Below are 26,328 nucleotides of genomic sequence, written 5' to 3' on the forward strand. Positions count from 1 at the left end.
CGGTTCACGCATGCGAGAACGGCAAGGCGAACAATGACGCGTATCTACGCGGGCGTCTGCGCCCCGACCTGCACCCCGAACTTCTTACGATACGCGCCTGGGCTCGTCAACGCGATACGCCGGAAGTGCCGCCGCAGCGATTCTTCGGAACCGAAGCCCGCCAGCTCCGCAACGCGCGCCATCGCCAATGGGACCGGCGCTTCAAGCAGTTCCCGCGCAATTGCCACGCGTTCACGCACCAGCCATTCGTAGGGCGCCATGCCGGTGGCGTCGTGAAACTGCCGCTGCAGCGTACGCGGACTCATCGCCGCCCGTTCGGCCAGCGAGCGTAAGGTGTGTGGCAACCCGGGATGGCGGCGCACCCAGTCCATCAGCTTCGCGAGGCGCCCGCCTTCGTCTTGCGGCATCGGCCGCGGCACGAACTGCGCCTGACCGCCCTCGCGATGCGGCGGCACCACGAGCCGCTGCGCGACGCGGTTGGCTACAGCGCTGCCGTGATCGCGCCGCACCAGATGCAGCAGCATGTCGAGCCCTGCCGCCGATCCCGCCGAGGTGATGATCTGTCCTTCGTCGACATATAACGCATCCGGCTGCACGCGCAATTGCGGATAACGCTGTTGCAATTTTTCGGCGTAGCGCCAGTGCGTCGTGACAGCCTTGCCGTCGAGCACACCCGCAGCCGCCAGCACGAACACGCCGGAGCAGATCGAACAGAGGCGCGCGCCGCGATCGCAGGCGGCGCGAATCTTCTTCAGCAGCGGTTCGGGTGGCAACTCGTCAGCGTCGCGCCAGCCGGGGATGACGATCGTATCGGCGCGATCCAGGAGCTTGAGCGTGTACGGCGCGGCGACGGTGATGCCGCCGGCTGCGCGAATCGGACCGGGTTCGCTCGCGCATACCGCGAAGCGATACCAGTCCACGCCGAGCTCAGGACGTTCGAGCGCGAACAATTCGGTCACGCAGCCGAATTCGAACGTACAGAGCCGGTCGTAAGCCAGCGCAACGACAAGATGATTATGCATGGCGTGATGTTACCGGAGATTGACGATTACGCCACTTACCCGTTGCGTGCGGCGTCGCGACAATGAAGGCTCCAGAATCGCTTCGCCACGCAATCACACTCGCTGTCCTACAGGAACCTTGCCATGCCCACTCACAACGCGATCAATGCAATGAACGCCGTCACCGCCATCCCCGCTGCCGATAGCGCCGCCGCCCTCGCCCACTTCCAGGCGTCACTGCATTTCGAAACCGATTGCGCGGACGTGTCCTCAGCACTCGCGAGCGGCTCGCCCGGCTTCGTGCTGCTCGACGTGCGCAGCCCGGCACTGTTCGAGCAAGGCCATGTGCCGGGCGCGCTGAACCTACCGCACGGCAAGATCGTGGCGTCGAAGCTCGCGGCGTACCCGCAGGACACGCTGTTCGTCACCTACTGCGCGGGCCCGCATTGCAACGGCGCTGCACGCGGTGCATTGCGCCTCGCGCAACTGGGGCGGCCCGTCAAATTGATGATCGGCGGCGTCGCGGGCTGGCTCGACGAGGGCTTCACACTGACCCAAGCCACGGCCAGCCGGGAGATGCTCAATGCCAATACCTAACATCTTGGAAATCAATTAAATAAACGCCGCCAACTGTCGATAACAAGTTCAGCCGCTTCTCCCCCGCGGTTGGACTTAACATGCAGAGCTCATACAATTTTTGGCTGGTCGCAATCTCGTTCGCCGTCGCGGTGCTGGCGTCTTACACGGCGCTCGATTTGACGGGCCGCATCTTCCTGCTGGCGTCGGCAGGTCTGCGGCGCGCGTGGCGCCTGGGCGGCGCCGCGGCGCTCGGTGTCGGTATCTGGTCGATGCACTTCATCGCGATGCTCGCCTTCTCACTGCCGATTCCTCTCGGCTACGACTTCGCGACGACCGCTTATTCGCTTGGACTCGCGATCGGCGTGTCGTATCTGGCGCTGGTCGTGACTACCCAAGCGCGGCTCACGCCGCTTCGGCTCGTGGCTGGCGGCGTGCTGATGGGCTTCGGCATCGCCGGCATGCACTACACCGGCATGGCGGCGATGGAAATGGAGCCTGGCATCCACTATCAGCCGGCCTGGTTCGCTGGCTCGCTTGCGATCGCGATCGGCGCGTCGACCGCCGCGCTGTGGATGGCGCGCGCGCTCAGTAACGACGGCGAACGCCACGTGGTGCACAAGCGTTTAGGCGCGGCGCTGGTGATGGGCATCGCGATCAGCGGCATGCATTACACCGGCATGGCGGCCGCCGAGTTTCCGCTCGGCGCCGTGTGCGGCGCGGCCAAGGGTGTGAACGCCACGTGGCTCGCGACTTCGGTGATCCTGTTCACCTTTGCCATTCTGATCGTCACGCTGATACTGTCGCGTTTCGATGCGCGCACCAGCTTTCTGATCGGCTCAGTATCGAGTCTCAACGGTCAGATCGTGCGGCTCGCCACGCTCGACACGCTGACGGGCCTGCCCAACCGCAGCACGCTCACCGACCGCATCGAACGCGCGATCCATAGCGCGCGCCGACAGCGCTCGCTGTTCGCCATCCTGTTCATGGATCTCGACGGCTTCAAGACCATCAACGATTCGCTCGGCCACTCGGCCGGCGACGAAGTGCTGTCAGCCTTCGCACAGCGTCTTCTGCTGTGCGTGCGGACGAGCGATACCGTCGCGCGTCTCGGCGGCGACGAATTCGTCGTGCTGTCCGAGAACCTGGATTCACGTGAAGATGCCGGCACGATGGCCGAAGGCGTGCTCGATCGGATGCGTCAGGGTATATGGACCGATTCGCAACCGCTGCAGGTGATGCCGAGCATCGGCATCGCGCTCTATCCCAACGACGGCGACACCGTCGACACGCTGCTGAAGCATGCCGACGCGGCCATGTACGAGGCCAAACGCGCCGGCCGCAGCACCTATCGCTTCTTCGGACAAAGCATGAACGAAGCCGCGACGCGCACGCTGCAAATTCAAAGTGCACTGCATGAAGCGCTCAGCGTCGGCCATTTCTCGCTGCACTTCCAGCCGAAGTTTCACGGCAGCGGCAACTCGCTGGCGGGTGCCGAAGCGCTGATCCGCTTGCATCATCCGCAGCTCGGCGCGCTGGCGCCGCTCGAGTTCGTTCCGATTGCCGAGCGCTCGGGCCAGATCGTGCAGATCGGCTACTGGGTCTTGCGCGAAACCTGCCGGCAGATTCGCCGCTGGGTCGAGCAAGGCCTGCCGTCGATGAAAGTGGCGATCAATCTGTCACCGCGCCAGCTGTCGCAACCGAACCTCGTCGCAACGATGCTCGAGATCGTCAAAGCGGAAGGCGTGCAATGCGAACAGATCATGTTCGAAATCACCGAAACCGTCGCGATGCAGGACGCGCCGAAAACCATCGAAATGATCCGCGAGTTCCAGGCAAGCGGCTTTGAAATCGCCATCGACGATTTCGGCACCGGCTATTCCAGCCTCGCCTATCTGCAACGCTTTCGCGTCAAGCAGTTGAAGATCGACCGCTTCTTCACCAACGGGCGCGAATAGCGCGAGGTAGGCCGCCGGGTCGACCGGCGCGCCGTTGACCAGCACTTCGAAATGCAGATGCGGGCCGGTGGAGCGGCCGGTCGAGCCGACATCGGCGACATACTGGCGCGGCAGCACCAGATCGCCGACATGCACGACGATGCGCGACGCGTGGCCGTAACGGGTCACGAGGCCGTTGCCGTGATCGATTTCGACCGCGTTGCCATAGCCCGATTTCTGGCCGGCGAAGATCACCCGGCCGCCCGCTGCCGCAAGAATCGGCGTGCCGGTTTTGGCGACCAGGTCGATGCCCGGATGGAAACTCAAACGATTTGTGAAGGGATCGGTGCGGTTGCCGAACGGCGAGCCGAAGCGCGCGCCGTCGGCGGGCATGCGGCCGGGAAAGGCGGAGTACGCGATCGCGTGGTCGGCGGTTTGTTGCTCGAGCGCGGATAGCGTCGCGGCGATGCAACCCAGTTGTTGCCGGGTGTGCTCGGCATCGGCATGGCCGGCCGGTTGCGGCATGACATCCGTAACAGCGACGCGGTGGCAAGGAAGGACCGCCCTCGCCTTCGCCGTCGGTAGCGGACGTGTCGGGTTCAGAGGCGGCGCCCGGCGTAGCTGGGGGGGCTGTCGTGCCCGGTGCGCGCGGCGCCGGCCGCGGTGTATTCAGACGTGCTTCGAAATCGCGCACGCGCCGACCTGCATCGTCAGGCGCGCGATGCGCGGTTCGATCTGTGCCACGGACGCGTTCAGCTTGCCGAGTTGATCGATTGCATAGTCGTGCTCGACACGGTTCGCCGCCTGGTCGCCGGAGCCGCCGTGCGCCGGCCAATGCAGGCCGATCGCGATGCCTGCTGCGAGCGCCAGCGCGGCTGCGCCGAACGCTGTCGCAACCGCGATGGTCAGCGCGGTGCGGCGCGTGACGAAGCTGACCGAGCCGCTGGAAAGCTGATTGCCGGCGCGAAACACGGAGGACATCAGCGGCCCCCGGCACGCGCCGTGCGACGCGTGCAAGGCCGCGCACGGGCGGCACAACGCACGTTCAGCGTGTTCGGCGTGTTGAACGTGCTGGGCGCGCCCAGCGTGCTGAGCTTGCTAAAGCGGGACCGGAGATCGGCGGACAAGATTGACTGCATGCGGTATCGACCGGACAACATACCGGTGGCGATAATATACAAAGGGCGCCGATTATCGCCTGGCATCGCGAACCATCATCTCAAATACAAATGGCAGAAAATGGCCGCAAGCGAATCCGCACTCAAGCTGACAATGCCGCCTCGTCCGGCGCTATCCGATCAAGCCCTTCCAATGCCCTGAGCCGCGCGACCAGCCCATCGCCGGCACGCGTCATCGGCATGCGCAACTCGTCGCGTATCAGGCCAAGCGCAGCGAGCAGGGCCTTCAGCGGCGCCGGATTCGGTTCGGCGAACAGCGCCTGGATCAGTGGCGCGAGCTCCTGAAAAATACGCCGTCCTTCATCGAGCCGGCCCGCCGATAGCGCGCGATACAGCGCGACGAACCGCTCCGGCCGCAGATGCGCCGAGGCCGCGATCGCCCCGCTCCCACCCAGACACAGTGTGTTGAAAATGTTGATGTCTTCGCCGGTCAGCACCTGCAAACGGCCGTCGCGAATCAACGCGAGCGTGGTGTCGAGCGACCCGGCGCAATCCTTCACCGCCTGAATTCGGGGATGCGCGGCGAGCGTCAGAAGCGTGTCGAGTTCGAGCCGCACGCCGGTTCGATAGGGAATGTCGTACAGCACGACAGGCTTGTCGCTCGCATCGGCAAGCGCCATGAAATGCCCGACGATGCCCGTTTGCGAAGGCCGGATGTAGTACGGCGCAGCCATCAGCACACCGGCTATCGGCAGTGCGTTCAGTTGCTCGATGCGCTCGCGCATGCTCGCCGTGTGATTGCCCGACACGCCGACCAGCACCGGCAGCGCTTGTGCGTCTGCGCCGCGGGCGGCGGCTTGCGCTTCGTCGAGAATCGTCGCCAGTACGGCGTCCTGCTCAGCGGCGTCGAGCGCGGCCGGCTCGCCGGTCGTGCCGAGCGCGACCAGCCCGGCAATGCCCGCGTCGGCATAGCGGCGCACCAGCGCGCGCAGCGCGGCATGATCCACCTCGCCGTCGGCGAATGGTGTGATAAGCGGAACCCAGATACCCGAAAAAATAGACATGTCTTTACCTCGATGACGACCGTATCGATTCCGATCAGCGGTGCGAGGGAGGAAAAACAGGGAATGCCGCGGGTGGGCGTTGACCGGCTGTTCCGTCGCACATCTGACGGAACAGCTGCTCCGGTCAGATGAGCGGCTGTTTTTTGGCTTTGGCGCTAACGCTTGCGACATTCGCGCGCGCGGCCACGACGCTCGCAAAAGCGAGACGTGCGGTGGTTGACGGGCGGAGTCGGAGCGTTTGGCCGGAATGCATGAAACGCAGTGTAACCGCGTCCGGCACGAGTTTGCAAAACTCATCGCAAAATTACTTGACTTCTGCGACAGGGAAACTAATATACGCAGCGCGTACATATCCGGTACGTAACCCATTCCCGACAGGTGCCCGCATGAGCGTCCCGCAACAAGCCTTCCTACGCGATGCGATGCGTCGCCTGAACATGACCCGCGAGACGTTCGCAAGCCGCATCGGCGTATCGCGCCGCGCGCTCGACACATGGCTGCTGCCGGACGATTCGCAGGAATCGCGGGCCATGCCGGAGATCGTGGAGCGTTTCGTGTCGGAAATCGTGGTGCATGGCGAGCCGGGTGAAAAGCATACGCAAAGCGTAGACTCGCAGTCGCTGGCGAGCCAGATGCTGTTCGAGGGCAAGCCACAACTGCTGTCGGTCGATCAGTTCTCGCGCGACTCGGTCGAGGCGCTGTTCCGCGTCGCCGACATCATGCAGCCGATCGCGCGGCGCCGGAAAATCTCCCGCGTACTCGAAGGCGCCGTGCTCGGCAACCTGTTTTTCGAGGCCAGCACGCGGACTCGCGTGAGTTTCGGCGCGGCATTCTGCCGGCTCGGCGGCTCGGTGTGCGACACCACCGGCTTCACGTTTTCGTCGATGGCAAAGGGCGAGTCGATCTACGACACCAGCCGCGTGATGAGCGGCTATGTGGATGCGCTGGTGATCCGCCATCCGGAGCAAGGCTCGGTGGCCGAATTCGCGCGCGCCACCAACGTGCCGGTGATCAACGGCGGCGACGGCCCGGGCGAACACCCGAGCCAGGCGCTGCTCGACCTGTACACGATCCAGCGCGAATTCTCGCGGCTCGGCAAGATCGTCGACGGTGCGCATATCGCGCTGGTCGGCGACCTGAAATATGGCCGCACGGTGCATTCGCTGGTCAAGCTGCTGGCGCTGTATCGCGGCATCAAGTTCACGCTGATCTCGCCGCCCATGCTTGAAATGCCGAGCTACATCATCGAGCAGATCTCGCGCAACGACCACGTGATCGAGCAAACCAACGATCTGCCCGCCGGGCTGCGCGGCGCCGACGTGGTGTACGCCACGCGCATCCAGAAAGAGCGCTTCACCGACGAATCGTTCGAAGGCTATACGCCGGATTTCCAGATCAATCAGGCGCTGATGGATAGCGTATGCGGCCCCGACACGCTGATCATGCACCCGCTGCCGCGCGACAGCCGGCCGGGCGCGAACGATCTGAGCGTCGATCTGAATCATGATTCGCGGCTGGCGATTTTCCGGCAAACCGATAACGGCATTCCAGTGCGGATGGCGATTTTCGCGGTGCTGCTGGGTGTCGAAAAACTGGTCCAGCATTCGATGCGCGACGCCGCGTGGCGCCCGCCCGTTTATCTCGGTCCGGACGATGCGGTGTTTCACGGCATCGATTGATTGAGCGACCACGATTCGCTCATGCAAAGCGGCCTTGCTGTGAATCAGCAAGGCCGCTTTTTTACGCTGCCGCGATCGAGCCGTTACACGCTCACCCCCACGCTTGCGGCGACTTGCCTTCCACGACCGTGCATTGCAGACCCGACATGCGGCCAGCCGCGTCGATGGCCGACTCCAGTTCAGCAAACGGATACGACTTCAACTCGACCGAATCGAGCGGAATCAGCCCCGACGCCACCAGCGAAACCAGCGCGAGATAGTCGGCGCGCGTGTACATGAAGTGGCCGATCAATTCCCAGTTGTTCAGCAACATCTCCCTGTACGTAATCGGCAAGTCCACTTGCATGCTACCCATCAGCAGGAGCCGCCCGCCGCGGCGCAGGCTGCGCAATGCGACCAGGGTCGCGTTAGCGTCGGTGGCCTGGCCGACCATGTCGAACGCGAGGTCCACGCCGCCACCGCTTGCGGCACGAATCGCCGCTATGTCTTGCGCGGCGTCGCCGCTCAGCACGACGGGGACCACGCGCCCGCGCCCGTGCTCGGCCAGCGCTTGCAGCGGTTCCAGACGCCGACCGAGCGCGACGACCTTGCTCGCGCCGAGCGCCAGCGCCGCGAGTACGGCCGCCGAGCCGAAGTAACCGCTCGCGCCGTTGACCACCACCGTTTCGCCCGCCGACAGACGGCCGCGTCGCAAGCCGCCGAGCGGCACCGAGAATTTGCCCAGCACCGCGAGACGCGCGGCATCGATCTCGTCCAGACCGTCCAGTGCGATGAGCGTCGAGGCCGGGAATTCGGCCACTTCGCGCAACGTACCGTGCGGAAACTCAGCCAGCAGCGCACCACTGTCGGCGCTGATGCCGGTGAGCCCTAAAAGCGCCTGCGCGGGCTCACGCACCGTTTCGTCGGCAATCCAGTACGGATTCACGGCGACCCGTTGCCCGGCGCGAAATGCCACCACGCCCTCGCCGACCGCGACGATCCGGCCAACACCATTGGTGCCGGGCGAAAACGGTCCCGGCGGGTATGCGTACGGCAACTTCCCGTCGACATAGTCGCGCGTGTAACTCAGCAACGGTACCGCCTCCATCCGTACCAGCACGGCATTACGGCGCGGCTGCGGCTGTGCTACGTCGCGCAAGGCCAAAGGCTTGCCGGGTTCATCGAGCATCCAGGCTTTCATTTCGGTCTTCCTTCAGTTCGTTTCGGTGCTTGAACTGTAGAAGCGCGGTACGTATTCTAGAAATCAATTGCTCATATGCGACCTATCAACATGATTGATCTACGCGGCATCGATTTGAATCTGCTGGTTTCACTCGACGCGCTGCTCGCCGAGTCGAACGTTACGCGTGCGGCCGAGCGGCTGCATCTGACGCAACCGGCCGTCTCCACGCAACTCGCGCGCTTGCGGCAGATCTTCGGCGATCCGCTGCTGCTGCCCTCCGAAACCGGCCGCGGCATGACACGCACGGCCCGGGCGCTGGAGTTGATGACGCCGCTGCATGCAGCGTTGAAGAATCTCGAAGCAGTGGTGCGCCACCGACCTGCGTTCGATCCCTTGACCGACACGCGGCGCTTCGTGATCGCCGCGCATGACAACGCCACCGTGGTGCTCGGCATGCGCCTGATGGAGCGCTTGCCGGCATTGGCTGGGCCGGGTGTGCGCGTGGCGTTCGTGATCGGCGATCAGCCCACCGCCGCGTCGCGGCTCGAAAGCGGCGAGATCGACCTGCTGCTCGGTTCCGACCGGATGATTCCGCCGTCGATGAAAGCCCGCAAGCTCTACGACGAGCATTTCGTGTTCGTGCAGCGCAAGGGCCACCCGCGCGGCACCGCCCCGCTCGATCTCGACACCTACTGCGCGCTCGATCACGTTCTGGTGTCGACCAGCGGCGGCAGTTTTCACGGCTTCATGGACGAGCATCTCGACGAACTCGGCCGCGAGCGGCGCGTCGCGCTGTCGGTCCAGCACTTCACGTTGGTGCCGGAGTTGCTGTCGAATACCGACTATGTTTCGACCCTGCCATCGCGCTTCGCGGCACGCTACGCCGACCGGCTCGACACCTTTGCGCTGCCGTTCGACGCGCGCGGCTTCACGTTGTACGCCGGGTGGCATCCGCGCAACCAGGCCGATCCGGCACTCGTGTGGCTGCGGGAGGCGCTGGCCGAACTGGCGGCACGGTAGGACATCGAGCGAGGCACGGCCTGCCGTTCGATCAGAAAGGAAGCATCACGCGCTGCAAGAGCCTCTCGCGCGACGGGCGCACAGTCACCACCATGCCTCTGCAGCCTCAAAATCCACGTATTTCGCATCCATCTCCGTCCATCAACCCGCCAATTCCAGGCGGCGGCTCACGCACTCAACCCCACGTTCCGAGATTTTTTGTTGAGAACGCTTCTCAATTGCAAACATGTTGCATAGAATGCATGCCGCAAACACTTTGTAATAAACATGGAATATCCGGGTAAGGAACGCGTTACCTGCCCGGCCACCAGCACTCAACGACGGGGATAAAAATGAAGTTGCGGTCCGACGAACCGAAGCTCGGCAAAATCAGCACGACGCTGTGCAGCATGTTGGCGGCAGGTCCCGCTCTCGCGCAGGGCACGGTCGGCACGGCGCCGCCCGACAAGGAAAGCCAGCTTGCGCCGATCGCCGTGCAAGGCCAGCCGGACGACGGCTTCAAAACCGACCACTCAGCGTCGGTCAAATTCACGGCGCCGCTGGTCGATACGCCGAAGTCGGTGACCGTGATTCCGCAGGAGTTGATCAAGAGCACGGGCGCCTCGACGCTGACTGAAGCGCTGCGCACGGTACCGGGCATCACGTTCGGTGCTGGCGAAGGCGGTAATCCGCTCGGCGACCGGCCGTTCATTCGCGGCTACGACGCGCAGGGCAGCACCTTCGTCGACGGCATGCGCGACATCGGTGCGACCACGCGTGAAGTGTTCAACATCGAAAGCGTGGAAGTGACCAAGGGTTCGGACGGCGCGTACGGCGGCCGCGGCGGCGCGGGCGGCAGCATCAACCTGATCACCAAGACCCCGCATCTGGGCAATTCCGCCGACGGCAGCGCGGGCCTCGGCACCGACCGCTACCGCCGCTTCACTGCGGACGGCAACTGGCAAATGGCCGATCACGCAGCCTTCCGCCTGAACGTGATGAGCCACAACAACGACGTGGCCGGCCGCGATGCAGTCAACAACGAGCGCTGGGGCATCGCGCCGTCGTTCACCTACGGTCTCGGCACGCCGACCCGCGTCACGGCGAGCTACTACCACCTCTCGACCGACGACCTGCCTGACAGCGGTATTCCGTACTTCTACACAACCACCAACAAGCCGGCCAACGTCGACACGATCTATGCGGCCAAGGTGGACCGCCACAACTTTTACGGCCTGATCGACCGCGATTTCCGCAAGACGACCTCAGACGTCGGCACGGTGCGCATCGAACACGACATCAACAGCAATCTGACGATCCGCAACACCACGCGTTATACGAAGTCCACCCAGGACTACATCTGGACGCAGCCGGACGACAGCCAGGGCAACGTCGTCAACGGCATGGTGTGGCGCCGCGCGAATACCCGCGCCAGCGACGTCTACAGCCTCGCGAACCAGACCGAACTGTTCGGCGAATTCAAGACCGGTTTCCTGAAGCACAGCTTCACGACCGGCCTCGAAGTGTCGCGCGAAACCAGCGTGAACGATTCGTACGCCGTGGCCGCAGCCACCGGTGCGATCTGCAAAACCAAGGGTATCGGCGCGGCGTCGGGCTATAACTGCACGAGCCTGTGGTCACCGAATCCGAACGACCCGTGGGCCGGTTCGGTTAGCAAAGCGAACGATCCGAGCGAGCAGCGCACTACCACCAAATCGCTGTATGCGTTCGATACGATCGAACTCACGAAGCGCTGGCAGGCCAACGTCGGCTTGCGCGTCGACGATTACTCGACCGATTTCCGCAACACGGTGGCCAACGGCGGCAAGCGCACCTCGCGCGACGACACGTTGTTCAACTACCAGCTCGGCCTCGTCTTCAAACCGGCTTCCAACGGCAGCGTGTATGCGTCGATCGCGACGTCGTCGACGCCGGCCGGCGCGCTGCTCGGCCAGGGCAGCGAAACGCAATCGTTGACGCCGGGCCGTGGCGGTGTCGGTGCGAACGCGGATCAGCTCGCCCCGGAAAAGAACCGCAGCATCGAACTCGGCACCAAGTGGAATGTGCTGAACAACCACCTCTCGCTGACGGGCGCGCTGTTCCAGATCGACACGACGAACGCGCGCGTCACGCTGCCGAACAACGAATACGCGATGGTCGGTAACAAGCGCGTGCAAGGCTTCGAATTCGGCGTAGCCGGTCAGTTGACGAACAAGTGGCAGGTGTTCGGCGGCTACACCTACATGAAGAGCCAGTTGCGCGACAACGGCAAGACCACCTCGGATAACGGCCACCAGTTCCCGAACACACCGAAGAACAGCATCAGCCTGTGGACCAACTACGACGCGCTGCCGAAGTTCACGATCGGTGGCGGCGCGTTCTACATGTCGCAGGTGTACGGCGACACGGCGAATCTGCGTGCGGTGCCCTCGTACTGGCGCTTCGACGGCATGGCAACGTACCGGATCAACAAGAAGGTCGATCTGCAACTGAACGTGCAGAACATCTTCAACCGGACGTATTACGACCAGGCGTATCCGGCGCACTACGCGTCGATCGCAGCCGGCCGCACTGCCTTCCTGACGCTCAACGCGCATTACTAAGCACGGCATGATGGAACAGGTGACGCTGAAGGCGCTGGCGAGCGTGTCGCATGACGAGCTCGCCGCGATTCTCTCCGGGCCGCCCGCCAAAGCCGCCGCGTGGGTGGCCGCAGCCGCGCATAACGGCATCGTCGAAGCCCAGGCGGTGTACGGCCAGTATCTGCTCGACGGTCACGGCGTAGAGCGCAATGCCGAAGAAGCGTTGACGTGGTTCAAGCACGCGGCCCGCCAGGATCATCCGATGGCGATGAACATGCTGGGCCGATGCTACGAACACGGTTGGGGAACCACCGCGTGCGCGCCGGTCGCGGTCTACTGGTACCGGCTCGCGGCACGGGCGGGACTCGACTGGGGCATGTACAACTATGCGTCGGCGTTGGCACTCGGCAATGGTGTGGAATGCGATCGTGCGCAGGCTCTGCAGTGGTTTCGGCGCGCCGCCGAAATGGGTCACGCGAAGTCGCTCAACTTTATCGGCAGCTTTTACGAGGACGGCTGGGAAGTCGATGCAGACGCAAGCATCGCACTCGACTATTACCGGCGCGCAGCGGTGGGCGGTGACTTCCGCGGCCAGTTCAACTATGCGAGGCTACTGGCCGGGCGCGGCGAGATCGACGCCGCGTTGACGTGGTTGCGGCGCGTGCCGCTGACGGCTACGGCGGCGTTCGTCGAGAAAATGAGGGCGTGGCTAGCCGCTTCGCCGGTTGGTGCATTTCGTGCACTGGCTGAAGACGTCAATGAAGAGTCGCGCGCATGATGTTGCATCTGCAAGGCGTACTTAGCAAACAACAGGTCGCGCAATGCCGCGAAGTCCTCGACGCGGCCCAATGGATCGACGGCAATGCGACTTCCGGCGCACAGTCGGCGCAGGCCAAGCGCAACCAGCAATTGCCCGAAGGCTGCCCCACCGCACGCGCGGTGGGCGATGCGATTCAGGACGCGCTCGGGCGCAATCCGCGTTTCTTTTCCGCTGCCTTGCCGCTGAAAGTCTTTCCACCGCTCTTTAACCGCTATGCCGGCGGTGACGGTTTCGGCACGCACGTGGACAACGCGATCCGCCAGTTGCGCGGCACCGACTTCCGCATCCGCAGCGATCTGTCGGCCACGCTCTTTCTCGCTGAACCGGATAGTTATGACGGCGGCGAACTCTGCATCGAAGACACCTACGGCATGCACCGTTCGAAGCTGCCGGCCGGCGACATGGTGCTCTACCCGGCTTCGAGCCTGCATCACGTGAGCCCGGTGACGCGTGGCGTGCGAGTCGCGTCCTTTTTCTGGATTCAGAGCATGGTGCGCGACGACGGCGAACGCGCCATGCTGTTTCAACTCGACAACGACTTGCAGCGCCTCGCCGCCGAAAAAGGTTCCAACGATTCAACCGTGGTAAGTCTCACCGGTATTTATCACAATCTGCTACGCCGCTGGGCCGACTCTTGATTTAACGGACTCCTCATCCCACGCAAAACAGTCTTTCTATTTGTACCCAGAAAGAAGGCCCTTCCGCGTATTTACTTTCTCGTTCATGCGCGTGCGCGATCTGCCGGTAACGCTCGATAAGGTGATGAGGGTGAGGCAGGTGTAATGGGCGCATGTAGATAAGATCCGCCACGCATGCGGTGCGGTTGCGCTGCATGCGCGGAACGAATCGCCGAGGACGCGCTAAGCGCGTGATGCGCGGCCGACGATCTCGGCGGTGGTCGCGATCTGCGCATAATCCATCGCGAGGTTGGCGAGCGACAGTGCATGCACGTCTTCGGCCGCCCACACGCGACCGTTCAGATCGCACATGTCGAACGTGAAGGCTGCGTCGCTCGCCACCAAGGTGGCAAAGCCGAGGTTACCCGCCGTACGCGCGGTGGATTCGACCGAGTTGTTCGTGATCACGCCCGCGATCACCACTTGAGCGATCTGCCGTGCGCGCAACCAGCGCTCGAGTCCGCTCGCGATGAACGCATCCGGCACGTTCTTTTCGACGACATGCTCGTGACCGTTCGGCTCGAACGCCACCTGAAACTCGACGCCGCTCTGCCCCGGCCAAAACACCGAACCCGGCTCACGGGAAATGTGGCGCACGTGCACAACAGGCCGTGCGGTTTCGCGCCAATGGGCGAGCAAGGCCGCGAGATGGTATTCGGCGTCAGGATTGTTGCGGCGGCCGAGCTTGGGAAGCTGAATACCCTTTTGCAGGTCGATCAGGATCAGCGCGGCATTGTCGTCGAGACGCTTCATGGCGATGAAGTTTCGCTGTGATGTGTGGGAAGCGGCTCATTGTACGGGCACTGCCGCGAATCGCGGCACACGTCGGCCCATGCATTGCCGCTTGCCTGCCAGTGCGTTGCATCGCACAATCGGCCTCATCCTTTCTACCGGTGCCCGCCCATGGCCTACGCCTCGCTCGCTACTGGCGTGTTGCTCGCCGCCGGCTTCGGCTCTCGCTTCGACCCGGACGGCCGGCACAACAAACTGCTCGCGCGCATGCCCGACGGCACGCCGGTCGCGCACGAAGCCGCGCACCGACTGCTCCAGGTCGTCTCGCGTGTCCTGGCCGTGGTGCGGCCGGGCTCGGACGCCCTAGCCCGCCTCTTGAACGACGCCGGTTGTGACGTCATGTTCGCCCCGGACGCCGAACGCGGCATGGGCGCGAGCCTTGCAGCCGGCATTGAAGCCAGCGAAGACGCCGAAGGCTGGATTGTCGCGCTCGCCGATATGCCCCGCATCGCCGTCACGACGATCGAAGCGGTGGCCCTTGCGCTCGACGGCGGCGCTTCGATCGTCGCGCCGTTTTATCAGGGACAGCGCGGCCATCCGGTCGGCTTCGGCGTCGAGCATCGAGACGCCTTGATGACACTCGACGGCGACACCGGCGCGCGCGCGCTGTTGACTTCGCAGCGAGTGATGCGGCTCGACGTCGACGACCCCGGGATTCTGCGGGACGTGGACACGCCGGAAGATCTGCGCAACGTTTAGGTTTCGCGCGACAGCGCCGTCTGCGAACCGGCGGACTTGATCCAGGCCGGCGATTGGGCGCATACTGTATATCTATACAGTATTTTGGCCGCATAGGTACGCGCATCACGATGTGCGTATCCACGGCGCGTCAGCATGAAACGCATTCCGATCGAACCGTCTTTCGCCGTATGGCGGCGCGCCGCGCGGGCGCTGCTGCGGCAAGGTGTCGAGCCGGCGCAGATCGAGTGGGTTGAGTCTGAAGGTGAAGCGGCGGCTCCAAACACGCTGGCTACTGAATCCGCGCTCGCCACTGTAGGTGCCTCCGAAACAGGAATCGCTACTGGCCCTGCCCCAGTCCTGTCCGCTCCCGCGATTCCCCGCGAACTGCTCTCCTGGCTGAAAACGGCTGCGTGCTTCCGCGCGCCGGACCGCTGGGCGCTGCTGTACCGCGTCCTATGGCGCTGGACCCGCGGCGAGCGCGACGTCCTCGATCTGAACGACCCCGACGGCTCGCTGCTGGATCAACGCATCCAGGCTATTGAACACGAAACCGAGGATCTGGTGACACTTACGCTGTTCAGACGGCGTGATCCGTCGATGGGGCCACCCGAATTCGTCGGCTGGTATGAGCCGCATCATGACTTGCTGGAGCGTGCCGCCGCGCTGTTCGCCGCTCGCATGGGCGATTCCACGTGGATGCTGGCCACGCCGCACGGCGCGTCGTTCTGGAACGGCATGCTGCTGCGCATCGGCCGGCCGGCAGCGGGGGAACGCGAGCAAGCCGCGCACGCGTTACCGGCCAGCACCATGACCGGCGAAGCCATCACCAGCACGCCCACGGAGGCGCTCTGGCTCGCGTACTACGCCAGCGCCTTCAATGGCGAGCCGTCGTCCGTGCCGCTGCGCTACTGGAGAATGCCGCCCGCGGGTCGACCGCTGCCCGCACGCCTTGCTCGCGAGCGCAGCCGTCTCGGCGCGCAAAGCGCCGCCGTCACCGTTTCTCCCGCGCCACCGGTCGAGTTTTCGGCAATGACGCCGCCCTTGCAGGAGCCCACTGGCCCGCTCGCCACCTGCCGGCGCTGCGCGTTATGGCGAAACGCGAAACAGGCGGTTGCGGGCGCCGGGCCCGCACAAGCGGCGATCATGGTGGTCGGCGAACAGCCTGGCGAGTACGAGAACCAGCACGGCGAGCCGTTCACCGGCCCAGCCGGTCAACTGCTGGACGCCGTGCTTGCGCGCGCCGGTCTGAAACGGGAGGCGCTGTATCTGACTTATGCCGTCAAGCATTACAAATGGGAAACGCTTGACCAGCAGCGCGTTCACCGCACGCCCGCGCGGCGCGAAGTCGAGGCTTGCCAGTACTGGCTGGAAAAAGAACTGACGCGGATCACGCCGCGCGTCATCGTCACGCTCGGCGCGACCGCACTGAAAGCGCTGACCGGCGCGCACGTCAATCTGTCCGAATACCTCGGTCAAACCATCGCCCACGACGGACGCCTGATCGTGCCGGCCTGGCATCCGTCGTATGCGCTAGGAATGGCCGACGCCAGGTTGCGCGACGACATCGTGGCGACCATTGCGGCGGCGTTCGGCCGCGCAGCGGCGCTGGCGGACAATGGCGGGCGATAGCGCGTAGCCAGCAGGAGCAAAAACGTAACCGCTCACAGGTGAGTGATTAATCAGGCTAACCGCTCATATCTGAGCGGTTGCGAGTGCGCGATGCAAGCACGGCAGCGCACCCGCCAAAGGTGAACCTCTGCGGGAAGCCACGGCAGAACCGGCCCAGCCAGGCACACGGTTTGCGCCGATCACAACGATTACACAAGCCGCGCCAATTCCGCCTAAGCTGATGTGACGCCGCCAATTCCGCAACATTGAAGCGTCAAATGCGGCCTCGCGCGTTTCGAAACCACCACATGCCCCATGAGTGAAACCAGCCCACGCCTTTTCATCGTCTCGCCCCATTTCGACGACGCCGTCTTCAGTTGCGGCGCATTACTCGCCGCCCATCCAGACGCCGCGGTCTGCACGGTGTTTGCCGCGCCGCCCGAGCAGGAGATGCATACCGAATGGGATGAAAAGTCGGGTTTCACGAGCGCCCATCAGGCGATCCACGCCCGCACGCTCGAAGACAACCTCGCGCTAGAGGTGCTCGACGCGATTCCACTGCGCATGCCGTTTCGCGAAGACCAATACATGGACTCGCCGTCGATCGCCAGATTAGCCGCGGCGCTTGAAGAGACCATCTACCGCACGACCGCGAACACGCTGCTGATGCCGCTCGGCCTGCATCACGAGGATCACGTACGGGTGTTCGAAGCCTGCTGCGAAATCTTGCCGCGCCTGTCGCATCTCACGTGGTTCGCCTATGAGGACGCGATTCACCGCTGCACACCCGGTGTCGTGCAGGCGCGCCTCGCCGACCTCGCGCAACGCGGCATCGTCGCCACACCCGCCTATCCGAGCGCGAGCCATACTATTGATCTCGCGCGCCGCACCCAGCTCAAACGCGAAGCGGTCAACGCCTACGAAAGCCAGTTGCGCGCTTTCGGCGCGGGCAATTACGACGACGTTTTCGCCGCCGAGCGCTACTGGCAATTGAGCGTGGGCCGTCGCAGGAAAAAGTAAGGGGCGCGCGGCGTGCTGGATCGCCTACGCTAAAAGGAAACGGCCAGCGTGTAGGTGGATTCGACCGCCAGCGGCCGTATCGCCCGCTTTCAGTTCGCGTCTCAACTAAAAGGTGATGCAATGAGCTACGACATGCATACCAGCCCGATTCCCGATCCGAATGCCGATCCGAACCGGGACCCGGAAGCCGATCCGCTAGTGCCGCCGTCGCCGGGTCATCACACCGAGGAGCCGCAGCGGCCCGAGGGACCGCCGGACAAAGACCCGGTGTGACGCCGCCGTGCGCTTGTTACCGGATCGTTGCCGGATCGTTGCCGGATTTTTACCGGACGCGCGAATAAACGCGTGCTTTAGCGCGTCAGCTCGGTAAAGCCTTGCAGGAGACGGTCGATGTCGGCGGCGTGGATGTTGCCCATCGTCGAGATGCGGAACAGTTCGGCTGACAACCCGCCCTGACCGGCATAGGTGACGAAACCACACGCCTTCAGCGCGTCGTGCAGTTGCGGATACGACACGCCGTCCGGCAGGCGATACGCGCGCAGCACCACCGACGAGTGCTCCGGCGGCAACACACTGCCGACGCCCCGCTCGGCCAGGCCCGTGCGCGCCTGCTCGGCGAGCGCTGCGTAACGCGCGTGGCGCGCGTGGCGCGCACCCCAACCGCCCTCGCCGGCGAGTTCGCGAGTGCTTCGATCAGCGCGTAGTACGCATGAACCGAAGGCGTGAACGGCGTATTGCGCTGATCCTGCAAACGCGCGAGGCGCCCGAGGTCCAGGTAATACGTGCGGCTCGCCGCCTGCGCGAGCGCCGCACCAGCACGAACGACGCGCCAGGCACGCCATGCAGACACTTGTTCGCGGTCGCCGCGACAGCGTCGAGGCTGGCGTCGGTGAAATCGATCGCTTCCGCGCCGAAGCTGCTCACGCCATCCACCAGCAAACGCAGACCACGTTCGCAGCACAGCGCGCCGAGCGCCTGCAGATCGTTCAGACGGCCTGTCGTTGTTTCGTGATGAATCACCGCGACGTGCGTGAACGCTTTCTCCGCGTCGAGGCGTTCGGCGATTTTCGCGAGATCCGGCGCCTGCATCCAGTCGTGTTTCAGCGACTCATGCGCGATGCCGTATTGCGTGGCGATCTGCGAAATACGCTCGCCGTACACGCCGTTTTCCACGACCAGCAGCTTGCCGTTTTGCGGCACCAGTGCGGCGGTCATGCTTTCAACAGCCGCCGTGCCGGAACCGGTCATCAAGACCGCTTGCCATTCGTTTGCGTCGAGGCCGTACAGATCGACCAGACTTGTGCGCGCCTCTTCCTGCAAGTCGAAAAATTCGCTTTCGCGGTGGCACAGATCCGTTTGCAACAGGCTGATGCGGACGCGTTCGGTGAGCGTCACCGGGCCGGGATTGTGCAGCAGCATGAGCACACTCCTTAAGCGGAGCCGATGTGGCGCAACAAGAGCCCTCGGCTTCGCCTCGGCGAAGCGCCCAAGCATTCAAAGGACAAGTGCCACCAGCGAATGAAAGCGCGAACTCGCAGTTCGAATTAAACACCGGGATGTAGCAATGGCAATGGCAATGGCAATGGCAATGGCAATGGCAATGGCAATGGCAATGCTACGGCGAGCCGCGGTGCTGAGCAAAATGCGAGTGCGAAAACGTAGTAGTTGGTTTTAAGAGAATTACGTTTCGACGCGCGCAGCGCCGCCGGAAGTATGACGGCCTTGTCACTCACGCTGAATGTGCGAGAACACAGATTCCAGATGCACCACTACCTCCTCCAAGCCGGGGGACCCGCTTAAGAATTAGCGGTGTGAAGCCGCTTTCTTTGCTTACTTTCTTTGCGGCGGCAAAGAAAGTAAGTGCCTGCCCCGCACAGGGGCGACGCTAATAGACCAATAAGAAATCAAGGAAAGGCCAAAACCGCAAGCGCACAGAAAAAAAACACCGCACGGGCAAACAAATCAAGGAAAGTCCAACGCTGTAGGCAAACAACCGAACAAGCGCCGAACAGGCAAACCCACCCCAAATTAGTCAGACAAAAACACAGCGGGTTTCCCCTCCCCTGCGGAGCAAAGACCGAGAAGCCGTAAACAACGGCGAGCGACAAGCCAATCGCTGCAAGCGAAAAAGTGAAAGATTGAAAGAGTGAAAGAGCACCACCCTGACCGACCACCTCGCGAAAGCGAAAGCAACAGCGAAAGCAAACCCCATTGCCATGAATCTGAACAAAAAACTAGCCTCAATGATCGCGGTCCTCTGGACCGGCCTGATCCTGATCGGTGGCTTCGGCGCATGGCAAAACCGCGCGTCGATGATCTCGGACCGCCGCGATCAACTCGCCTCGCTGATCGACCAGGCCAATCACATCGTCAACCGCTACTACACCCTCGCCCAGCAACACACGATCACCGAAGACGAAGCCAAAAAGCAGGCGCTCGAATCGCTCGCTGCCATGCGCTATGGCAAAGACGGCTACATCTCCGTCAACGACTCGCAACCGGTCATGCTGATGCACCCGATCAAGCCGGAACTGGTCGGCAAGAACTTCGCGCAGTTCACCGACCCAGCCGGTAATCACCTGTTCGTCGATATCGTCAACGCAGGCAATCACGACGGCGGCGGCTATGTCGACTATCTATGGGCCAAGCCCGGCAGCGACAAACCCGTGGCGAAAACCAGCTTCTCACTCCACTTCGCGCCGTGGGACTGGTATCTCGTCACCGGCATGTACATGGACGACGTGCAGCGCGCGTTCTACGCCAATCTGCTGCGCTGGCTCGTCATCATCGTGACGCTCGGCGCGATCGCCACTGTCGTCATGCTGCTGGTGTTGCGCAGCATCCGCCGCACGCTCGGCGGCGATCTCGAAGTCGCGGTCGAAGCGGCGCAACTGATGGCGCGTGGCAACCTCGCGACACGTGTGCCGGTGCAAGCGAACGACAACGGCAGTCTGCTGCACGCCCTCCACACTATGCAGGCCGGTCTCGTCGATACGGTCTCGCGCGTGCGTCTCGGCACCGAAAACATCAATATCGGCGCAACCGAAATCGCCGCTGGCAACACGGATCTGTCGCAGCGCACCGAGGAGCAGGCCGCGGCGCTCGTCGAAACGGCGTCGAGCATGGATCAGATGACGGTCAACGTGAAGCAGAACGCGGACAGCGCGCTGCAAGCAGCGCAACTCGCCGGTCAGGCCGCGGATGTGGCCACACGCGGTAGCCGCGTCGTCGACGACGTGGTCCGCACGATGGGCGAAATCACCAGCAGCTCGCGGCAGATCGGCGACATCATCGGCGTGATCGACGGCATCGCGTTCCAGACCAACATCCTCGCGCTCAATGCCGCCGTCGAAGCGGCCCGCGCGGGCGAACAGGGACGCGGCTTCGCGGTGGTCGCCGCCGAAGTGCGCAGCCTCGCGCAGCGCTCGGCCACGGCCGCGAAGGAAATCAAGGCGTTGATCGAAACGTCCACCCATACCGTCGAAGCCGGCGCGTCGCTGGTCGCCAACGCCGGTTCGACCATGGGCGAGATCGTGCAGTCGGTGCGCCGCGTGAACGAAATCCTCGAGGAGATCAGCAATGCGTCGCGCGAACAGAGCGCGGGCATCGAACAGGTCAATCGCGCAGTCGGCGAAATGGATCAGGTCACGCAGCAAAATGCCGCGCTCGTCGAACAAGCCGCCGCCGCGGCCCATTCGCTGAAGGATCAGGTGGGCGTGTTGCGCGAGGCGATCTCGAGCTTCGCCTTGCCGGCCTGAGGTCGCCGGCTCCCTTTAGGCAGCGGGGACTCTCGCAGAAGAGAGGCAGCGAAAAAGAAGGCGCTCTACAGGCAGCGAGCGCCTCTTTAACACGCCGCGTCGGAGTCGACGCATCAATCGAACGAACCAGCCGCGCGGATTTTTCAAGTCCGCGCGGCTTTTTTGTGGCCGCCTGTGTCTGTGGCTACGTCTTGCGGTTACGACCACAGCCGCGTCTGCTCTGCGAAGGCGAAGCCTCGCCGTTCTCAGCAAACGCTTGCCACGCCCGATCCCGCAACCCGATTGAGCCGAATTAGGCCTGTGTCTCGTCGGCACCGTCACCGCGCTCGGCGGCTGCACGGTGCGCGACGTGCTGCCCGGCCACTATCCCCTTGCATCGATCTCGCATCCAGATTACGTTCTGATTACAATCGAGGCAGCGTCGATTGCCGCGGCCAGCGCCAAATGGCTGCGTCACTGGCAACTCAAGGTATTCACCGCCGCCGATTCGGGCGGCGCAAGCTAATCCCGCTGCACGCCACACGCGTGGGGCTTTCACTCGAGGAACACGCTCGTCAGCCACGCGCGACAGGCCGCCGGCATTGCCGGTTTCTCGCCCCGCATCGCTGTTCGCTCACCGCACTCATGATCCAGAAGAAGAAATCGCAGTCGCACGATCCGTACGCGCCCGTCGCGAAGAACCAGCTGCTGGCCGCGCGCCTGCCGATGTGGCGCTCGAAACTTGTCGTCCTGCTGGTGTTCGGCGCGTTCGCGTCGCTGGCGGCGCGCGCGTTCTGGGTCCAGGTGGTCAATCAGAACTTCTACGTCGATCAGGGGCAAAAACGCTATCAGCGCACCCTCGAACTCGACGCGACGCGCGGGCGCATCGTCGACCGCAATGGCTCGATGCTCGCCGTCAGCCTCGCGACCTATGAGATCTGGGCCTCGCCCAAGCTGCTCGACGAAGCCGCGTTCGCGCCGCTTTCGAAGCTGCTCGACTTGCCGCTGGCGGAACTGCGCCGGCGTCTGACCGGCGACAAGACCTTCGTGCTGCTCAAGCGCCAGGTGGATGCCGACACCGCCGATCACGTGAACAAACTGGGCCTCGGCGGCATCACACAGATTGCGGATTCGAAGCGTTTTTATCCTGAAGGCGAATCGGCGGCGCACGTGGTCGGCTTCACCGATATCGAGGACAACGGCCAGGAAGGCGTGGAGCTCGCCGCCAACGAGCAACTGCTCGGCGTGCCGGGCCAGCGCGAAGTGATCCGCGACCGTCTGGGCCGGGTGGTGTCCGAAACGCGGCCGCTCGTGCCCGCGCAGAACGGCGACACCATCCATCTGACGATCGACCGGCGCATTCAGCAGCTCGCCTACGCGCAACTGAAGGACGCCATTGCCAAACATCAGGCCGAAGCCGGCAGCGTGGTCGTGCTCGATGCGCGCAACGGTGAGATTCTCGCGCTCGCCAACTATCCGAGCTTCGATCCGAACGACCGCGCGCGTCTCACTGGACGGCAACTGCGCAACCGCGCGGTAGTAGACACCTTCGAGCCGGGCTCGACGATCAAGCCGGTCGTCGTCGCGCTGTCGATCGACGAAGGCAAGGTGCGGCCGCAAAGCGTCATCAATACCGCGCCGGGCTGGTACAAGATCGGCCCGGCCGTGATTCACGACACGTCGAATCATGGCGCGATGACGGTTGCCGAAGCCGTGCAGAAATCGAGCAATATCGCACTCGCCAAGCTCGCACTGAATCTGCCCGCCGAAAAGATCTGGAACAAGTATCAGGAATACGGGCTTGGGTTGAGGCCCGATCTGACCTTTCCGGGTGTCGCGTCGGGCAAGGTGCGCCCGTACAAACGCTGGCGTCCGATCGAACAGGCGACCATGGCATATGGCTACGGACTGTCCACTTCGCTGCTGCAAATCGCGCAGGTCTACACCGCTTATGCCGGCGACGGCACCCTGCATCCAGTGAGTCTGTTGCGTAAAGCTAAAGACACAGATGGGAGCGCGGGTGCGGATGGCGCGGTGCAGGCCACGGATAACGGCCATGCGGTCACCACGCCCGCCACCGCGCGCGCGATTCGCTCGATGCTCGAAATGGCCACCGGCCCGGGCGGCACAGGGCGCGCCGCGGCGGTGGAAGGCTACCGGATCGGCGGCAAAACCGGCACGGCGCGCAAACAGGTCGGCGCCACTTACGCGAAAAACCGTTACCGCGCGCTGTTTGTCGGCATGGCGCCGATGAGCGACCCACGGCTGATCGTCGCCGTCATGATCGACGACCCGGCCGGCAAGGCGTTCTATGGTGGGACGGTGGCCGGCCCGGTGTTCGGCGCGGTGACGGGGGGAGCGCTGCAATTGCTGGGGGTGCCGCCGGATGCCTAAGGAGAAGGAACTCGGCAAGACGCCGACGCGGGACGTGGGTGCGCGCGCATCGCGTTTGCATCGCGTCTGACCCGCCTCTGTCCCGCTACTCCGTGAATCGCATCACGCCATTCCAAGCGAGGCTTAGCGTGGCGCCTTATCGCTACCCGCGTTCGCCAGCGCCTCAATGCGGTTGCGGCCGTTGCGTTTGGCCTGGTACATCGCCCGATCGGCTTCTTCCATCATCGCGTGGCCTTGCGCGGCCGCATCGGCCGGCGTACCGGTAATCGTGCGCGCCGCCACGCCGATCGACACGGTCAACGCGATGCGTTCGCCGTGGTCGTCCTGCAAATCCAGCTTTTCGACAGCCAGCCGCACGCGCTCGGCGACCGTCAGCGCGTCGGCCCGATCGCCTTGCAGCAGCGCGGTGAACTCCTCGCCGCCGTAGCGCGCGACGGTATCGCCCAGCCGCACCTGCTGACGCACGCAGGCCGCCACCGCCGCCAGAGCGCGGTCGCCGGTCTGATGTCCGTAGGTGTCGTTGATACGCTTGAAACTATCGATATCGATGAAAAGACACGCGACCGGCACGCCATACCGGACGGCACGCATGATCTCCTCGCGCAGCCGTTCATCGAAGTAGCGGCGATTGGCGAGGCCGGTCAGCGAATCGGTCATACCAAGTTGCTTGAGCCGCTCGCGATGCGCGACATTGTCGAGACTCGCCGTAACGATGCTCGCAAAGCGCTCCAGAATATCCGTCGCCATGCCTTCAGCGAAACGACCTGGGTCGTCGCTGCAGAGGCATAGATAGCCGCTGACGGTGTCGCCAGCGGCAAGCGGCAGCAAGATCGCGCTCGCCGGCGTGTCGGCGTCGCCGAAGAACGCGCGGCGCGCCGTTTCATCCAGCTCGCCCAGCTTGCCCAGCCACGGCCGTCCCTCGTCGCACAGACCCTGGGCGGCGAGGCCGCCTTCGCGCGACGTTCTCAGATTGGGTTGGTCGAGCGCATGCAAAGCGCCCGGCTCGAGCAGCTCGAGCAACATCGGCGCACGGTCGTCGAGCCAGACCACCACGCGCGCCAGCGAGAATTCTTGCGGCAGATGGCTGAACAGCGTGTCGAGAAACGACGCGAAATCCTGCGCGCCGATCAACCTCAACTCGACGTTCTGGAAGCGGCGCAGCGTGCGCTCGTTGTGCTGCACAGTATCGACGAGCGAGCGAAGGCGGTCTGAAAGCGGCGTTTGAGCGAGATTCGTCACGTTATCGATGCGGGCCCGGAGGCGGAGCGGGGTCGGCGGCCCCAATCGCTTTAATAACGGCCAATTCCGAGAGGTCTTGAGGGTTGGATCACCGCGCACGCAAAACAGCGGCTTAACGAGGCGAACAAGAGAAAGATCGAGCGCGGGGATTTTGAGCGCGATCTTAAGTTTGGTTTAATTCTTACCTGTAACTATGACGCACAACATCCCCTGTTGAGCCGCCAGAACATCGGCGGCGTTTTTTTTCTCCGGGGGTGTCGCCGACGCGCCGATAGATGGACAGCATGCCTGCGAAGAAGGAGTCAAACGATGGTTGAAGACACGGTATTCGAGCATTTGCGCGCAATGCCCGGCAACGAATGGGTGCGCCAGATCCACTCGTGCAAGGTCTCGGACCCCTTGCAGCCCCCTTGGGGACGCTCGTACAGACTCGTCGAATGGACCATGAAGCACACCCCCGAGTCGAGCCGCCGTGTGGTGCCCGCGGAAAGCACGCCACTCGAAATCGCACAAGCGGTCGTATCGCACATTCCGGGGCGCCGCTTTTGCCAGCACAACGACGACTAATCGCGCAGACGGCAACCTGCCCTCAGCTTTTCGCGCGCTTCGCCATTTCTTCCTGAAACAAGGCGATTTCTTCCGCAGCGGCTTTCGCGACACTCGGCCGCTGCATCAACCGCTTGTAGTACTCAGCAACTGCCGGCCATTGCGAAAGATCGACGCCGCCATACGACGCCCAGTTCAGCACGGTGACCAGATAGGCATCGCCCACACTGAAAGCGTCGAGCAGATACTCGTTTTGCGCCAGATGATCTTGCAGAACGCCTAGCCGTAACGCGGCCTTGTCGCGCGCATAGCGCTTCACGTCTTCGGGCGCGCGCGCATCGAGTAGCGGCACGAACACCGCCTTGTGCAACTCCGTACTGATAAAACCCAGCCATTGCTGCAAGCGCGCACGCTGTGCCGTGCCGGCGGCCGGCGCGAGCCGTGCGGCCGGAAAATGATCGGCCACATACGGCAAAATCGCCGTGTTTTCGGTCAACAGCCAGCCTTCGTCCGTGCGCAGCACCGGCACCTGCCCAAGCGGACTGATCGGATAGAAGTCCGAGCCATCCGACAGCTGTTTAGACTTCGTGTCGACCTGAATGTACCCAGCCTGCGCCCCCGCCTCGTACAACGCGATTCGGGTGGCCAGTGAGCATGCGAGCGGCGAAAAGTACAGATCCATGGGGAATTTCCTGT

At 63.6% G+C, this 26,328-nt stretch carries 21 protein-coding genes and 3 pseudogenes; 15 read left to right on the plus strand and 9 right to left on the minus strand.

All coding sequences use genetic code 11. The features are described from left to right. Window positions 1-44: 44 nt before the first annotated feature. Window positions 45-1,022 (minus strand): transcriptional regulator FtrA, encoded by a 978-nt coding sequence (gene ftrA, locus GNZ13_RS15170; protein WP_172165647.1) that lies wholly within the window; start codon window positions 1,020-1,022, stop codon window positions 45-47. A 123-nt stretch (window positions 1,023-1,145) separates the two neighbouring features. Here ftrA and GNZ13_RS15175 point away from each other — a divergent pair, with 123 nt between their 5' ends. Beyond that, window positions 1,146-1,598: a rhodanese-like domain-containing protein gene (locus tag GNZ13_RS15175; protein WP_236002002.1), complete on the plus strand. Its 453-nt coding sequence runs from the start codon at window positions 1,146-1,148 to the stop codon at window positions 1,596-1,598. 77 nt (window positions 1,599-1,675) lie between these two features. Further along, window positions 1,676-3,535 (plus strand): annotated as a pseudogene (locus tag GNZ13_RS15180) (putative bifunctional diguanylate cyclase/phosphodiesterase); the annotation flags it as partial. A 75-nt stretch (window positions 3,536-3,610) separates the two neighbouring features. On the opposite strand, the pseudogene GNZ13_RS52290 reads toward GNZ13_RS15180, so the two are convergent. From GNZ13_RS52290 to dapA, 3 genes and pseudogenes are all read right to left on the minus strand, one after another. Beyond that, a pseudogene (locus GNZ13_RS52290) lies at window positions 3,611-4,039 on the minus strand (M23 family metallopeptidase); the annotation flags it as partial. 144 nt (window positions 4,040-4,183) lie between these two features. After that, complete coding sequence (locus GNZ13_RS52295; protein WP_236002004.1) at window positions 4,184-4,495, minus strand: hypothetical protein; 312 nt, start codon at window positions 4,493-4,495, stop codon at window positions 4,184-4,186. A gap of 280 nt (window positions 4,496-4,775) precedes the next feature. Next, the gene (dapA, locus tag GNZ13_RS15190) at window positions 4,776-5,696 is read right to left on the minus strand and encodes a 4-hydroxy-tetrahydrodipicolinate synthase (RefSeq protein WP_172165650.1); all 921 of its coding nucleotides are present in this window, start codon (window positions 5,694-5,696) and stop codon (window positions 4,776-4,778) included. Between the two features lie 386 nt (window positions 5,697-6,082). Between dapA and GNZ13_RS15195 the strand changes: the two genes are divergently transcribed. Beyond that, window positions 6,083-7,375 carry an aspartate carbamoyltransferase gene (locus GNZ13_RS15195; protein ID WP_172165653.1) on the plus strand — a complete coding sequence of 431 codons (1,293 nt, stop codon included), beginning with the start codon at window positions 6,083-6,085 and terminating at the stop codon, window positions 7,373-7,375. Between the two features lie 91 nt (window positions 7,376-7,466). On the opposite strand, the gene GNZ13_RS15200 is transcribed toward GNZ13_RS15195, so the two are convergent. After that, window positions 7,467-8,555: a zinc-binding dehydrogenase gene (locus GNZ13_RS15200; protein ID WP_172165656.1), complete on the minus strand. Its 1,089-nt coding sequence runs from the start codon at window positions 8,553-8,555 to the stop codon at window positions 7,467-7,469. A gap of 90 nt (window positions 8,556-8,645) precedes the next feature. Between GNZ13_RS15200 and GNZ13_RS15205 the strand changes: the two genes are divergently transcribed. The 4 genes from GNZ13_RS15205 to GNZ13_RS15220 all read left to right on the plus strand — a co-directional run bounded on the left by GNZ13_RS15205 (window position 8,646) and on the right by GNZ13_RS15220 (window position 13,576). Beyond that, entirely contained in the window at window positions 8,646-9,557 is a 912-nt protein-coding gene (locus GNZ13_RS15205; protein ID WP_172165659.1) for a LysR family transcriptional regulator, read from the plus strand. 332 nt (window positions 9,558-9,889) lie between these two features. After that, window positions 9,890-12,139 carry a TonB-dependent receptor gene (locus tag GNZ13_RS15210; RefSeq protein WP_172165662.1) on the plus strand — a complete coding sequence of 750 codons (2,250 nt, stop codon included), beginning with the start codon at window positions 9,890-9,892 and terminating at the stop codon, window positions 12,137-12,139. Between the two features lie 10 nt (window positions 12,140-12,149). Beyond that, window positions 12,150-12,896, plus strand: coding sequence for a tetratricopeptide repeat protein (locus tag GNZ13_RS15215; RefSeq protein WP_172165741.1), 747 nt, complete (start codon window positions 12,150-12,152; stop codon window positions 12,894-12,896). Beyond that, window positions 12,893-13,576, plus strand: coding sequence for a Fe2+-dependent dioxygenase (locus tag GNZ13_RS15220; protein ID WP_172165664.1), 684 nt, complete (start codon window positions 12,893-12,895; stop codon window positions 13,574-13,576). The genes GNZ13_RS15215 and GNZ13_RS15220 overlap by 4 nt, the downstream gene beginning before the upstream one ends. Before the next feature lie 222 nt (window positions 13,577-13,798). Here the strand turns inward: GNZ13_RS15220 and GNZ13_RS15225 are convergent, their stop codons facing one another. After that, complete coding sequence (locus GNZ13_RS15225) at window positions 13,799-14,368, minus strand: cysteine hydrolase family protein (RefSeq protein ID WP_172165666.1); 570 nt, start codon at window positions 14,366-14,368, stop codon at window positions 13,799-13,801. 150 nt (window positions 14,369-14,518) lie between these two features. Between GNZ13_RS15225 and GNZ13_RS15230 the strand changes: the two genes are divergently transcribed. The 4 genes from GNZ13_RS15230 to GNZ13_RS15245 all read left to right on the plus strand — a co-directional run bounded on the left by GNZ13_RS15230 (window position 14,519) and on the right by GNZ13_RS15245 (window position 17,989). Further along, window positions 14,519-15,106, plus strand: a complete 588-nt coding sequence (locus GNZ13_RS15230; protein WP_172165668.1) for a nucleotidyltransferase family protein — start codon at window positions 14,519-14,521, stop codon at window positions 15,104-15,106. Between the two features lie 135 nt (window positions 15,107-15,241). Next, on the plus strand, window positions 15,242-16,717 hold the full coding sequence (locus GNZ13_RS15235; protein WP_172165670.1) for a UdgX family uracil-DNA binding protein: 1,476 nt from the start codon (window positions 15,242-15,244) through the stop codon (window positions 16,715-16,717). 294 nt (window positions 16,718-17,011) lie between these two features. After that, window positions 17,012-17,716, plus strand: a complete 705-nt coding sequence (locus GNZ13_RS15240) for a PIG-L family deacetylase (protein ID WP_172165672.1) — start codon at window positions 17,012-17,014, stop codon at window positions 17,714-17,716. Window positions 17,717-17,836: 120 nt separating this feature from the next. Further along, window positions 17,837-17,989 (plus strand): hypothetical protein, encoded by a 153-nt coding sequence (locus GNZ13_RS15245; RefSeq protein ID WP_172165674.1) that lies wholly within the window; start codon window positions 17,837-17,839, stop codon window positions 17,987-17,989. Between the two features lie 77 nt (window positions 17,990-18,066). Here GNZ13_RS15245 and GNZ13_RS15250 read toward each other — a convergent pair. After that, window positions 18,067-19,135 (minus strand): annotated as a pseudogene (locus GNZ13_RS15250) (2-aminoethylphosphonate aminotransferase). A gap of 797 nt (window positions 19,136-19,932) precedes the next feature. Here GNZ13_RS15250 and GNZ13_RS15255 point away from each other — a divergent pair. The 3 genes from GNZ13_RS15255 (at window position 19,933) to GNZ13_RS15265 (ending at window position 23,847) form a co-directional block, all read left to right on the plus strand. Beyond that, entirely contained in the window at window positions 19,933-21,474 is a 1,542-nt protein-coding gene (locus GNZ13_RS15255) for a methyl-accepting chemotaxis protein (RefSeq protein WP_172165676.1), read from the plus strand. A 298-nt stretch (window positions 21,475-21,772) separates the two neighbouring features. Then, window positions 21,773-21,979, plus strand: coding sequence for a TRIC cation channel family protein (locus GNZ13_RS15260; protein ID WP_172165743.1), 207 nt, complete (start codon window positions 21,773-21,775; stop codon window positions 21,977-21,979). Window positions 21,980-22,098: 119 nt separating this feature from the next. After that, window positions 22,099-23,847, plus strand: coding sequence for a peptidoglycan D,D-transpeptidase FtsI family protein (locus tag GNZ13_RS15265; protein WP_172165745.1), 1,749 nt, complete (start codon window positions 22,099-22,101; stop codon window positions 23,845-23,847). Window positions 23,848-23,970: 123 nt separating this feature from the next. Here the strand turns inward: GNZ13_RS15265 and GNZ13_RS15270 are convergent, their stop codons facing one another. Beyond that, window positions 23,971-25,086, minus strand: coding sequence for a GGDEF domain-containing protein (locus GNZ13_RS15270; protein WP_172165678.1), 1,116 nt, complete (start codon window positions 25,084-25,086; stop codon window positions 23,971-23,973). Between the two features lie 309 nt (window positions 25,087-25,395). Between GNZ13_RS15270 and GNZ13_RS15275 the strand changes: the two genes are divergently transcribed. Then, window positions 25,396-25,653: a DUF2866 domain-containing protein gene (locus tag GNZ13_RS15275; RefSeq protein WP_172165681.1), complete on the plus strand. Its 258-nt coding sequence runs from the start codon at window positions 25,396-25,398 to the stop codon at window positions 25,651-25,653. Between the two features lie 22 nt (window positions 25,654-25,675). Here the strand turns inward: GNZ13_RS15275 and GNZ13_RS15280 are convergent, their stop codons facing one another. After that, window positions 25,676-26,314: a glutathione binding-like protein gene (locus GNZ13_RS15280; RefSeq protein WP_172165684.1), complete on the minus strand. Its 639-nt coding sequence runs from the start codon at window positions 26,312-26,314 to the stop codon at window positions 25,676-25,678. Window positions 26,315-26,328 lie beyond the last annotated feature (14 nt).

Source organism: Paraburkholderia elongata (assembly GCF_013177735.1).
Classification (GTDB): Bacteria; Pseudomonadota; Gammaproteobacteria; order Burkholderiales; family Burkholderiaceae; genus Paraburkholderia; species Paraburkholderia elongata.